Raw genomic sequence first — 12775 nt, 5'->3', positions numbered from 1 at the left:
TTATTTATTAAAAACCATGACAGATTGTCTTTTAACATATACTAATATTTCCTCATCAGCGTTCATCCTATGATCGGTGTAAGTTATTATCTCCTCCTCAGATTCAAAGGGTGACACAGTTATCCTAAAGAGACCGCCTTGGTAGCCCACTACCTTTACCTTTCCCTTTCCAACCAGGACCCATGACTCGTCGTTAATCACTTCCTTGGATAGTCTAACATTTTCTGGTCTAATCCCAATGACGACCTTCTCTGAAGTTGGATTACCTGATCTGAAGGTGTCAGGCGGAAACTTGAATGAGCTAACAATCACTCCTTCATTACTGGTTTTACCCTCCATTTCGTTTATTTCACCTATTAAACTCGCAACCTCAACGGATACTGGGTTGTTGTATATCTCATCTGGGTTTCCTATCTGAGCGAATCTACCTTTAACAAGTACCCCAACCCTATCCGCTATGGCGAAAATATCTGCAGGATCATGACTAACGATGATTAGTGTAATCCCAAGCTCATTTTGAACATCCCTTACCAAGGCTCTAGCGCTGTCCCTCATTCTTGCGTCCAAGTTACTGAACGGCTCATCCAGGAGCAGTAAGGATGGTTGTTTGACCAGAGCCCTCGCCAACGAGACCCTCTGTTGCTGTCCGCCAGACAATTCCCTTGGATAATGGTGAAGTACATGGGAGATGTCGAGGATCTTAGCGACTTCCTCCACTTTTTTCTTGATTTCCTCCTTACTAATTTTCATGTTAGTTAGTGGAAAGGCAATATTTTCGAAGGCAGTCAAATTAGGATATAATGCCCAAGTTTGAAACACCATTCCTATTCTCCTATCCTCTGGCGGGACGTAGAGTTTACCGTTACCCGCGACCAATTTATCATCGAAATATAGTTCCCCGCTCGATGGTACATCTAGACCCGCAATACTCCTCATTAATGTTGTCTTCCCTGCGCCACTGGGCCCTAAAATCCCAAATCTTTCACCATTGCCTATGGTTAGGTTGATGTTGTCTAGCGCGACAACTTTCCCTTTCTTGAAAACTTTTGAGAGGTTTTTCGCGACGACTTTTACCATAAATTACACCCCTTTACCTCCCCCTCCTAGGGCTATCAAGCCTCTTATGAAGTATCTACCTAAAAATATGAATATGGCCAGGGGTATTATGCTTGCCAACATTGCTGCTGCAAAGGTCTCATTATACAGTGTACCGTAGCCACCTGTATAAGATTCAACGGCAACTGATACTAATTTCATGTTGGGTGTAGTGACCAGAACAAGAGGTATGAAGAAATTATTCCATGACTGAATAATTATAAAGATTAAGGTAGATATAAAACCTGGCATTGATAACGGAAATACTATTCTCAGAAATATTTTCAAGTCTCCCGTTCCGTCTATTTTCGCTGCCTCAACTAGGCTCCTGGGTAGTACGGATATGAACATGGACATGAGTAGAGCGCCAGTGGGAATGTAAAAGATTAGCATTGCAAATATGATTCCAGCGTATGTGTTCAAAAGTCCCATATCCACAATTAACCTAGTTAGTGGTATGAGAGTTGCCTGATACGGTATAAACGTAGCTAAGGCTATTAAGGAGAATAGGACATCACTCATGGTCGACGAAAATCTACTGTGTGAATAAGAAAGAGTGTAGAAGAAATACGCTCCCATGGCTCCAAGGAAGGCTGAGACGACTGAGGTTGGAACTACAACGATTAAGCTATTCAATAATGGTCTAGCTAGTGCACTAAACACTGCAATGTAGGCACCAATAGAAAATTGACTAGGTGGTACGAGGACGGGTGACGACGTGACCTCTAGGTCTGTCTTAAAACCGTTAACAACCATGGCATAAACCGGAATCAACCATAATACACTGATAATGGCCAAGGCCAAGTAATGTAACGAGACCTTTAACACAGGTCTCATCTCCTAATCCACCTCCTTATCATTATCAACGCGTACGGTATTATCACGATTGTAGCTATAACGGTGACTATGGTGGCTACAGCTGTAGCACTCGAGAAGAACTCTACGGTGAAGAGATAATACATGTATAATACTGAAGTCTGAAGGAATATATTGGTTGTTCCACCGGATAAAATGAATGGTAAACTAAATATTCTGAATGAGAACAGAAATAGGAGAGCAGTTGATATAACGAATGAGTTAAATGAATTTGGAATTAGGAGTTTATACATTATCTTAAACGCCCCTGCGCCGTCCAATCTCGCAGCCTCAATCACCGTCTTGTCTATATTCATGAATCCTGCCAGGTAGAAGAGGGCCGCTATTCCAGTATAGGCCCATACAGCCACCAAAATTAGACTGGGAAACATTGTAGACGTGGAGGATAACCATGGTAGCTGTGGTAATCCAATCTTTGCGAGAACCCAGTCCAGACCTATGTTAATGTTATATAACCACAACCAAATCAACCCATTCACGGCCATTGATATGGCTAGTGGATATATTATAATGGACATGAACAGGGACCTGGCGCCGTTGGACCCAAGAAAGTACAACAATGTGGCCAATAATATCCCAAGCAAATTACCTATCACAACGAGGCTTACAGAAAGCTCCAAGGAATGAATAAGGGAATTAGTGAATTGAAAAGTACTAGCTACGGATGTATATGTTTGCAACCCAACAATCGAAGGTTTAGGATTAAGAAGGGACCAGTTAGTAAAAGACACCCCAGCGTTCCATAATACCAGATACAACAGGATAACCGAAAACAGCGCCGTGGGAATTACAAGAATAACTGTTCCCCTTCTCATGTTATTCCATCAAATTAATCTATGACGAGGGATATTTAAGTTCATGATTACCGATGTGACTAGGTCCGCGCTTCCACTACCCGTTTTTCCTAATGTAATGAATGATTTGAACAGTTTAATGGATATACATACTTAGATACGGATAGATTTTTATCATTATATCCCTATGAACTATATACTGGTCATGATTAAGCCTATTGTAATAGAAAACTATATTATTTAGATTTGTATAATTACTTATTATTTGTACAAAAACCTACTTGTGTATTGTCTAACTGGTTTGTATCAAAACTAACGGTTTCCATATCTAGAGAACATATATATCTATAAAAGTATCACAAAAATATTGTAGCATATAATGTATCTTCGTTTTTAAACATGATTTTTATATATAAATCTATATTCAATGGATAATAGCTTTTTAGAAAAGGTTTATTAGGCTTAGCTAGAGATTTTAGTAGAGTGAGATAGATATGAGAAAATACCCCTATAGTTTAGTTAGGGGCCTCTCTTCTAGGCAAGTCGGAATAATAGTAGGAGTAGTAGTAATAATAATCGTCATAGGCGCTATAGCTGGAATCATGCTAACTAGGAAACCCACTACTGTTACTCCCACGACCACTACTAACGTGACTACGACCACAACCACTCCCCCAACCACCACGACCACGACTTCCCCCTTAGTATTTTATACGTGGTGGGCTACTGAGGGGAAGATAGCTCTTAATCATTTAATACCATCATTTGAGAGCGCAACTGGTTTACAGGTTGAGCCTAACGTTGTACCTGGAGCAGGTGGGACCAACGCTAAATATGCCATAATAGCCCTAATTGAAGCTGGCAAGCCTCCAGCCTCGTTCCAGGTTCATTTCGGTCCAGAAATGATTAGTTACGTGGAGTCAGCTCCCAATGGAATCTCCAGTTTCGTGAATATGACCCCATATGCTATGCAATGGGGCTTGATGAACAATGCGGTCTATGCGGTACTACAGGCAGGGGCGTTCAATGGCACACTGTTATCAATACCCGTAAACGTACATAGGGGAGCCCTATTATGGGTTAATAATCAATTACTGAGAGAGTACAACTTGCCATTTCCAAACAACTTCTCCACCCTAGTTTACGATACAGTTCAATTATCCAATCATGGAATTCATCCATGGATGGTTCCTGGCGGAGATGGAGGATGGGACCAGCTTAACTTGTGGGAGGACATATTCTTGTACATTGCTGGGCCACACCTATATAATGAAATGGTGTATGGCACTATCAACTTCAATAATGCTACTGTACAAAAATATATTAATGAGACAAACTACTGGTTCCTGAACTTTACGAGCTATGACTATCCTGGATGGCAATCGATGACGTGGACTCAGGGACTTACCCTACTAGTGCAAGGAAAAGTGGCTTTCCAGGCAAACGGAAACTGGTTAACTAATTACGCTTATGACTTTCTGAACGTCACTTCTTATCCGCCATTGCCACAATATATCAATAACTCTAGCGTCACTTTAATTGAGACTCCGTTCCCAGGTACACAGAACTACTATGCCCTAGTTATAGATTCAATTGGAATTCCCGTAGGACCTCAGCAACAAGATGCTCTAAAGCTAGCACAATACTGGTCATCCTATCAGGGACAGGAAATATGGACAAAATGGAAGGCCGTAACGTATTATAAGAACGCCACGGACTACTATAACACTCCGGCTCAATGGTATGACTATCAGCAACTACTGAACACACCAGAGCAGAATTTTGTCTATCAATTATCCGATGGTGGTACATTTGACGATGTATTTGCACAATTAATTTCAGGATTGCTCACATTACAACAGATAGGTACTCCTGGACTATCGGCTTGGAATTCAACGTTAGTTTCAGCCATGCATCAAGAACAGCAAGAATGGTTGTCCGCAGCGAAATTAGGGCTTGGATACTTGGGATTCCCCAACCACCCATTTGCAAACTACTATCCACCGTGGGTTACTAACCCATCAGCGTATGGATTAGATCCAGCTCAACAGACACAAAACAACAGCAGCGCACTCATATTACTATTCCCTCTACTTCTAGTGATGGATGCTGGATTAGCTGTTTTCCTTCGAAGAATGTTTGTTCTGAGGTCCCTTTAATTTTTTATTTTAATGATTTGATTTTGTACCAAGTATAATTATTAAATCATTTTAAAAGAATCTCCTGTCTCGTCTAATGTCAACGAAATCCTAGTTTCAGTTCTAAATCCTTGAGATTTTACCAAGATAAGCATTACGAGATAATTCCAGAGAACCTATATCACTAGTAGGCAGACTAGATCCCAAACCGATATTTATTAAGCCAATAAAATCCGATTTATTTCTATGATAAAAGATATCAGATCTTACAAGCTTTGTTATGAAGGGATAAGTGATGAGAGAGACGCATTGGCCATAAAGGGACTGGCAGAACATCCCATGGAAATCGTCGTGACTGAGATTGAAACCTCGGACGGTTACTTGGGTTACGGAGAATCCCTTGCATACGGTTGTTCAGACGCAGTTCAGGCTACCTTGGAAAAGATATTGAAACCCCTTCTTCTCGGAGAGGATGAAGAACTCATAGGACATTTGTGGGAGAAAATGTACAAGGCCACTTTGAGGTTCGGCCGTAGGGGGATAGTAATAGCAGGAATCAGTGGAGTTGACATTGCGCTCTGGGATCTTATGGGCAAGAAAACCAAGAAACCAATCTATAAACTTCTAGGAGGTTCAAAGAAGAGGGTTAAGGCCTATATCACGGGAGGGTACTATTCCGATAAAAAAGATATTGACAAGCTTAGGGAAGAAGAAGCTTATTACGTTAAGAACGGCTTTAAGGGGATAAAAGTGAAGATAGGGGCTAAGAGCATGGAAGAAGATCTAGAGAGGTTGAAGGCCATAAGAGAAGTTGTTGGTGAAGACGTGAGAATTGCGGTTGATGCCAACAACGTTTACTCCTACGAGGAAGCCTTGGAGATGGGAAGAAAATTGGAAGCGCTAAACATATGGTTTTTTGAGGAGCCAATCCAGACCGACTACCTAGATCTAAGTGCTAAGCTTGCATTGGAATTGAGAATACCTATTGCTGGATATGAAACTGCATTCACCAGATGGGAATTTTATGAGATTATGAGAAAAGGCGCCGTGGACATAGTCCAGACGGACGCCATGTGGACTGGTGGAATATCCGAAATGATGAAAATCGGAAATTTGGCAAAGGTCATGGGATATCCCTTAATTCCCCATTACTCAGCGGGAGGTATCTCGTTAATTGCCAATCTACACGTGGCTTCAGCGCTAGGCTTAGAGTGGATAGAGATGCATCTAAGAAAGAATGATCTTCGTGACAAGATATTCAATGAGAAGATTCCCATAGAAGATGGTCACCTAGTGGTCCCAGATTCTCCCGGTTTGGGCTTCACCATACGGGACGAGGTATTCGAGAAATATACATGTAAATAATTTAATGATTATGTCAGATCTAATCTAGACGGATTAATGTAAGGGCATCGAGGTTTATCCATACAGCAAAATTATAAAAAAATTATATTTACAAGAAAAAATTATTATTTTTTATCCAATTCCACAGATTTGATGGGCATCACTCCAGGTATCTCCCACTTCTCATACATCTCATCTACCATTTTCTGGAAATGCTCGAAGTCCTCCTCCACGAAGTGGGAGAACCTTCCTTGCTTCTCCAGATACTCCCTGACGGGTTTCCTCTTTATCCTCCCCTCCACAATACCCTTGGTTGGTTCGTTATAGATTATCTTACCGTCAATATACTCATAGAGAGGCCATATACCAGTCTCCACAGCAAGGGTCCCAAGCTCATGTGAGTACATGGGGTCGTAGTCCCATCCCTTCGGGCAGGGATCTAGCGAGTGAATGAACGTTGGACCGCCTGCACTAAGCGCCTTCTTTATCTTGTTTAAGGTGTCCAGAGGATATGCGGGACTAGTGGTCGCGGCATATCTCACGTTTCTGTGCCCAGCTATTATCATGGGGACTACGCTCTTCTTCCACCTTCTCTTCATGATTCTCCTGGCTGTACCTGGTCTACTGAAGGAAGTTTGTGCCCCGTAGGGGGTCATGCTCGTTTCCTGGATGTCGGTGTTGGCGGATGACTCATTATCATATAATATTATTAGGAGATTATAGTCGTAGGTCATGGCGTTGGATACGCCTGAGAGACCCATGTCTGCGCAACCCAGATCTCCGCAGAACACTATTACGTTTATGGGTTCCTCCTTTATCTTTCCCTTTCTCATGAGAGCCCTCAGCGCCGCTGCTGTCCCCAGGGCAGCTCCACCCGATCCTCCGAGCTGAGTGTGAACCCACGGGACTACCCATGACGTCGTGTAGTATGTGGTGTTTGCGACATACATGCACCCTGTCGCTCCAACGACTATGGTTCTCTCTCCAGATATCTTGGCGAGATACCTCATGAGTAGGGCTGACTCGCAACCTTGGCAGGTCCTATGGCCGGAGGCGTAAAACTCCTCCAGAGGAGCCTGCTTTATTGTTTTGATTATTGACTTATACATTCTTTCCTCTTTTTCTAACTCTTCACTCATGTTTCACACCTCATAACTACCAGGGATCACCCCTCACGTTCACCCAGTAGGTGTGTCTAGTGAGGGGAGTATCCCTTTGTTCCACTCCAATCTTGATTATCTTTTCTACGTCTTGAATCGTGATCTCCCTACCCCCTAGACCGCCTATGAAGCTGAGTACCTTGGGTCTCTCGTCGAGATCGTAGAGTGAAGATCTAACCTCGTGGTATACCACACCTCCCCTGAATGGCGAACCTAGGGAATAGTCCCTGTCAACTACGCAGACCACCTTCGCGTTAGCTAGATACTTCATTACGTCTTCTGCCGGGAATGGCCTGAACCACCTAATCCTGAGCATTCCAGCCTTAATCCCCTTCTCCCTCATGTTCTTTATGGCAACCTTCATGGGTTTCGAGACTGTTCCCATCCCCACTAGAACGACGTCCGCGTCCTCCACCATGTAGGGCTCAACGAATGGGTTCTCCGGCATGGTAATGTCTCTTGTGGTACCAGGATATCTCCCAAAGGTCTTCTTGAACGACTCGTAGGCCTCCTTGATCACGGTCCTAGCCCTCTCCATACCTTCGTCATGCTGTCTTCTAATTTCCGTAACCCAGTCCTCATTTACCTGCGGGGCCACGCTAATGGGGTTATCTGGGTGAACCCTGAGCTTGCCCCTGTCGTATGGGGGTAGGAAACTCTTGACTAGTTCCTTGTCCGGGAGTCTCACGATCTGCTCTGAGTGGGTCAAGAAACCGCCGTCCATGGAAACGCCCACTGGAATCAGAACCCTGGGATCCTCACCAATCCTATAGGCTAAGAGTGCAGTATCGAAGGCTTCCTGCGCTGTATCAACCCAGACCAGGAGCCATCCCACATCCCTCACCATTAATGCGTCGTTGTGCTCTACACCGTAAGCTCCAGGGTCGTCAAGCGCCCTGTTCCCTATCACTGCCACCACGGGTGCCCTATCAGTCGCAGTGACAACTATGGCCTCCATTGCATAGAGCCATCCAACTCCGCTGGTTCCCACCAATGTTCTAGCTCCCACTAGGGAGGCGTGCTTCACTATTTCGAATTGGCCGTGCTCTCCCTCAGCCACTATGAACTCTGCGTCAAGCTGTCCGTCGGCGATTAGCTTCGATATTGTGTCCATAACCTCCGTATAGGGTCTGATGGGGTAGGCTGCGGTAACATCAACGTCAGCATACATTGCAGCGTATGCAACGGCCTGCGTTCCGTTAAGGAGAATTTCCTTCTCTGCTACCTGAGTCATCTTCCCAACCCCGGTACAATTGGTCTTTCCCTTACCTCTTGTCTTGCGTTCTGGAGCCATTTCTTGTACTCAGCCTTGTTGGCCTTCCACATGGAGTAAGGCCTTGTGTAGTCCGGTAGTCTTTTCTCATCGACCATGACTATGCAGTTCTTCACTGGGCATACCTCGGCGCAAATCCCGCATCCCACGCAGTAGTCATAGGCTATGTCGTAATAACCCTCTGGCGTCTTGTCGAAACAGCCGTCGGGGCAATAGACCCAGCATAGGTCGCACTTTATGCAGGCGTCAAAATCCACCGTGGGTCTCTCCGTTTTCGTCGTCCCCCTCTTGAACTGCTCGTTTCTACCTCCGCGTGGAACAGCGGGGATTGCTGTCCCCTCCATCATCTCTTGCCAGGTTAGGAGTCTAGGAGGATTGTACTTGAATTCCACACCTTCTCCAGGATTCATGGTTTTGGTGACTAGCCCCTCATACGCCTCCTCCACAGCCTTCAATCTCTCGTTTAACTTATCCTTCTTATGCGACTTAACATACTCGACCACGTGCTGGATATCCACTATATCGGGCCTCACCCTGGCTATGGCTCCCCAAACCCTTTCCATTGTGGTGTCGTCGTTGAAGGCCCACAACCCTGAGAATGATCTGTCCCAGTTCAGTTTCCCAAGAGTCCACTTAAATTCCTTTGAAGGAGTCAGCTTCACGACCTCTTCCATGGGCTTCCTTGAGGTAACTATCATGGCCCCACCCTCCCTGAGCTTAAGATTGATTGGTTGAACGCCCTGCCATGCCCAAGACTCAACTCCCTTGAGAAGGGTATCATCTAGAACAGCTATAACGTCCACGTACTCTGGTTCAACTCTAGTGGAATAACCTATGAGATCTTCTTCGCTCACGCTTCCCAGAGCCACGTAGTATTTTGCTGGTACTCCGTTCCTCTCAGGAGAGTCTCCATACCTTCCGAAGGAAACGGCAGACTTCCCCATGGATCTCGACATGTACACTAACCCTTCTGCAATATACTTAGCCAGCCTCTTCTGGAATATCCCCCTATATGTTATCTCCACATACTTTACATCTTCTCCCATTTTCTCATGTATATTATAGTAGTTGCTTACATTTATAGTTTTAAGCAATTTTTTCAAAATATCCAGTTTACATCTCGATAAAAAATTCAACTATTGCCGTGAAGTCTTGCAAAACCTTCAAATCCGAACCTGATTTGGAACAGGCTTTTCAAGGACAAATACGTTTACTTTGAATTCATCATCATGAAAGAAAAAGAGAACTTACGCCTTTAAAGTAGGATAGAAGGATCGATCTTATACCTCCTTATGATCTTGGAGGTTTCGACGGAGTTAATCCCCTTAATATTATAGAGTCTATGTGAGATGAAAGAATACGCCTCCTCCTCTTCCTTAAATATGGCGTGAACGTGAAGCTTAGGTCCACTATCTACGCCATATACCCTAACTATGGGAGGGAACTGGGAAATTTCATTGACTACTCTCTCTATGTACTTAGGAATTGTGTCGATTTCTAGGATCAGCGAGACCTTGTATCCAAGATTTGTCCTATCTATTAGGGGGACGTAGCCTAGGATAACCTTGCTCTCCTCTAATTTCTTTATCCTGTATCTTATGGTGCTTACTGGCATATCAAGTTCCTTTGACAGCACGGTAAGAGTAAACTTTGCATTGTATCTCAGCCTCTCAAGAATCTTCATATCTATCTCGTCAAGTTTGTAGTCTTGCATATATGAGATTAATAACGTATCTTAAGCATATTAAGTTTTTCTAACTGTTTTACAATAAGATGACAGACGATATTGAAAAGTCTACAATACCACCACCTATGAGTTAGCAATTATGACAACCCACTCGAGGTTAGATAAGGATCAAAGACATTATTATCTCGATAAAATAAAAAAAGAAATTCATTTAACTTTTTACTCTTCTCCATAACCTGGCGGTATCTTTCTATTTCCTATTGCACCGCTACCAAACGCAAGAATTATTCCTATCCAATTCAGTCCAATTCCCGCAGCTACAATGGAGCCGGAGTGTGCATTAACTCCCAACGCATCTACCCCTAGTCCCACTAGAAGGAAAACCCATCCTAGGACGTAGATAACTGTGTCTGATACATTGATGAGACCCTTATGCACTCTCCATCCTTCTTGTTCTTCATCCGACTTTTCACTCATGACTTATCATTATAATTATGCTTTTATGGTTTAAAAATCTTTCGCTTTAAAATCTGAGATAAAATAGAATATGTATTATATAAAAAGACATTTTCTTGATTTAACTTTAATTTAAAATGCTATTTTCTGCCGTACCTTTGCGTCAGTTCTTGTAGCTTTTCTTTCGGTATCTTCGAGATGACCTCTTCGGGTATCGGCTCGTTCAACTTTATTCTAGTTTTTATGTAGTCTTCTATGGTTGGAGGCTTCTCAACAAACCATACCAAGGCCGCAGCTATCAATGAGAAAATGGCGCCTATCCAGAACACTACTGTCCAGGCTAGCGAAGTGATGGTAATTGAAGCTCCCGTCACAACGTCAGCCCATGTACCCCCGCTCACGAAAGTTAGTATCACTGAGGCTATTATACCTCCGAAGGCTCCTCCCACCACCTTTAGTGCGTATGGAACGCTCCAGTTCCTGCCTATATGATTCTCCCCGAAATAGTCCGCAATAATTAGCCAATCGAAGACAAAGCATGCACCTGAAACAGCGCCAGTAGCTACTGCAAGTATTGCCCACGGTATTGCTAAGTGAGCCAGTCCGGCATAAAGGACTCCTAGACCTCCTATTCCCATGAACGCATAGAATATGGTCAGGGCTTTCCTCCTTCCAATCAGGCTAGAGATGAAACCCTGTGTGGGTCTTCCTAGACCATCGGTTAAAGCGAATCCAGCTGCACCTACAGCGAATGCGATACCTCCACCGAAACCCATGGCAGCTCCGAACGGAGCGTAGAAAGATACGTTGAAGAGGGATGCAGCGAGAGCAAGGGTGAAGGAAATCATCTGTGCCTTCCCTATGGGAGTTGCCAACATTTCCCTAGAAGTCCACTGTGCCACAGCAGGAGGATTAGCTTTCAACTCCCTTGACTTCAACTTAGCCTGTCTGGCTGCAATCGGATCCACGTCCTTCGGCCACCAATGCTTAGGAGGATCGGCCACTAGGAGTCCAGCTATTATCAGTCCTATCCCTATACTGAGACCGGTTATGTATAGTATCTCCTGGAAGTTGCTCGAGTTGAAGTCAAAAATGTAAAGCAGAATAAAGGGAACAGCACCGTACGCCCATGCACCGTTGGCAAGTCCGAGTCTCCATCCTCTCTTTTCGGGGAACCACTTGTTAACTATTCCTCCACCTATGGCATATCCAAGGCCCGCCCCTATACCTCCTATTGCGGCGTAACCTACATACGCTATCCAAGGTTCGAAGGAGTTGGCGAAGAGATAATACGCCACCATGAGTAGGGCTCCGCCGAACAGCAAAGCCCTCCTGGGGCTAATCAATCCTTTTTCCCTTAACCTTTGGAATATCGTTGCACATATGGTCGCCTGAAACAGGACGTAGACCGTGTAGTTGAAGAAACCTTCGGCCAGCGACCATCCATAGTGAGAGATAACAGTGCCGGATGCAGCACCCCAACCGTACTCCAGCACGCTTCCGAAGAAGAATGACATCCAGGCTCCCAGCAATAACAGCCTTCTACCTATGGGATAACCTAGCATCCTCTTGGTTATTGCCTTTACGTCTTCTCCTACCCTATATTTTCTTCCCACGTCATCTACAACGATGGCGTATTCGCCATATGGAGACCTATGTTTTATTCCACTTTCCATTTACCATTCACACCCCATATATATCAGGCATCATTCTCCATTAAGTAAGTAAAAACTATTATTGATTTATAGTTGCCTAAAATACGCTAATAACCTATAAATGGAAAATTGGACAGGTTGCAATACGCGCAGTAACAGTCGTAGTCTATAATTATAATGTTAAATCCCTCTACGTAGAGATGATAAAAACAACAACACTTGACAAAAAGAGCCCCTAGGCCTAATGTTCTCGTTAATGATAAAGGTGGTATGATATTGTAAATATTTTAAAGGACT

The 12775-nt window shown here is 43.9% G+C and carries 11 protein-coding genes; 2 read left to right on the top strand and 9 right to left on the bottom strand.

The features are described from left to right. The 3 genes from glcV to glcT are packed head-to-tail and all read right to left on the bottom strand — an operon-like array spanning position 1 to position 2786. Positions 1-1077, bottom strand: a complete 1077-nt coding sequence (gene glcV, locus ACI49J_RS05430) for a glucose ABC transporter ATP-binding protein GlcV (RefSeq protein WP_240253373.1) — start codon at positions 1075-1077, stop codon at positions 1-3. A 3-nt stretch (positions 1078-1080) separates the two neighbouring features. Continuing rightward, positions 1081-1932 carry a glucose ABC transporter permease GlcU gene (glcU, locus tag ACI49J_RS05425; protein ID WP_240253369.1) on the bottom strand — a complete coding sequence of 284 codons (852 nt, stop codon included), beginning with the start codon at positions 1930-1932 and terminating at the stop codon, positions 1081-1083. Continuing rightward, complete coding sequence (gene glcT / locus ACI49J_RS05420; RefSeq protein WP_240253367.1) at positions 1929-2786, bottom strand: glucose ABC transporter permease GlcT; 858 nt, start codon at positions 2784-2786, stop codon at positions 1929-1931. The genes glcU and glcT overlap by 4 nt, the downstream gene beginning before the upstream one ends. Before the next feature lie 473 nt (positions 2787-3259). On the opposite strand from glcT, the gene glcS reads away from it, so the two are divergent. Continuing rightward, on the top strand, positions 3260-4924 hold the full coding sequence (gene glcS / locus ACI49J_RS05415) for a glucose ABC transporter substrate-binding protein GlcS (RefSeq protein ID WP_240253365.1): 1665 nt from the start codon (positions 3260-3262) through the stop codon (positions 4922-4924). A 225-nt stretch (positions 4925-5149) separates the two neighbouring features. Beyond that, entirely contained in the window at positions 5150-6268 is a 1119-nt protein-coding gene (gene araD, locus ACI49J_RS05410; RefSeq protein WP_240253363.1) for an arabinonate dehydratase, read from the top strand. Between the two features lie 104 nt (positions 6269-6372). Here the strand turns inward: araD and ACI49J_RS05405 are convergent, their stop codons facing one another. From ACI49J_RS05405 to ACI49J_RS05380, 6 genes are all read right to left on the bottom strand, one after another. After that, complete coding sequence (locus ACI49J_RS05405) at positions 6373-7386, bottom strand: thiamine pyrophosphate-dependent enzyme (protein ID WP_240253361.1); 1014 nt, start codon at positions 7384-7386, stop codon at positions 6373-6375. Between the two features lie 16 nt (positions 7387-7402). Next, the gene (locus ACI49J_RS05400; protein ID WP_240253499.1) at positions 7403-8641 is read right to left on the bottom strand and encodes a pyruvate ferredoxin oxidoreductase; all 1239 of its coding nucleotides are present in this window, start codon (positions 8639-8641) and stop codon (positions 7403-7405) included. Continuing rightward, positions 8638-9726 (bottom strand): 4Fe-4S dicluster-binding protein, encoded by a 1089-nt coding sequence (locus tag ACI49J_RS05395; RefSeq protein ID WP_342780717.1) that lies wholly within the window; start codon positions 9724-9726, stop codon positions 8638-8640. The genes ACI49J_RS05400 and ACI49J_RS05395 overlap by 4 nt, the downstream gene beginning before the upstream one ends. Before the next feature lie 209 nt (positions 9727-9935). Further along, on the bottom strand, positions 9936-10394 hold the full coding sequence (locus tag ACI49J_RS05390) for an Lrp/AsnC family transcriptional regulator (protein ID WP_240253355.1): 459 nt from the start codon (positions 10392-10394) through the stop codon (positions 9936-9938). 192 nt (positions 10395-10586) lie between these two features. Further along, the gene (locus tag ACI49J_RS05385) at positions 10587-10844 is read right to left on the bottom strand and encodes a hypothetical protein (protein ID WP_240253353.1); all 258 of its coding nucleotides are present in this window, start codon (positions 10842-10844) and stop codon (positions 10587-10589) included. Positions 10845-10963: 119 nt separating this feature from the next. Next, positions 10964-12499, bottom strand: coding sequence for an MFS transporter (locus tag ACI49J_RS05380; protein ID WP_240253351.1), 1536 nt, complete (start codon positions 12497-12499; stop codon positions 10964-10966). Positions 12500-12775: the final 276 nt, after the last annotated feature.

This window comes from Metallosphaera sp. D4-4 (assembly GCF_046245145.1).
Lineage (GTDB): Archaea > Thermoproteota > Thermoprotei_A > Sulfolobales > Sulfolobaceae > Metallosphaera > Metallosphaera sedula.
This window is presented reverse-complemented; position numbering and strand designations above follow the sequence as displayed.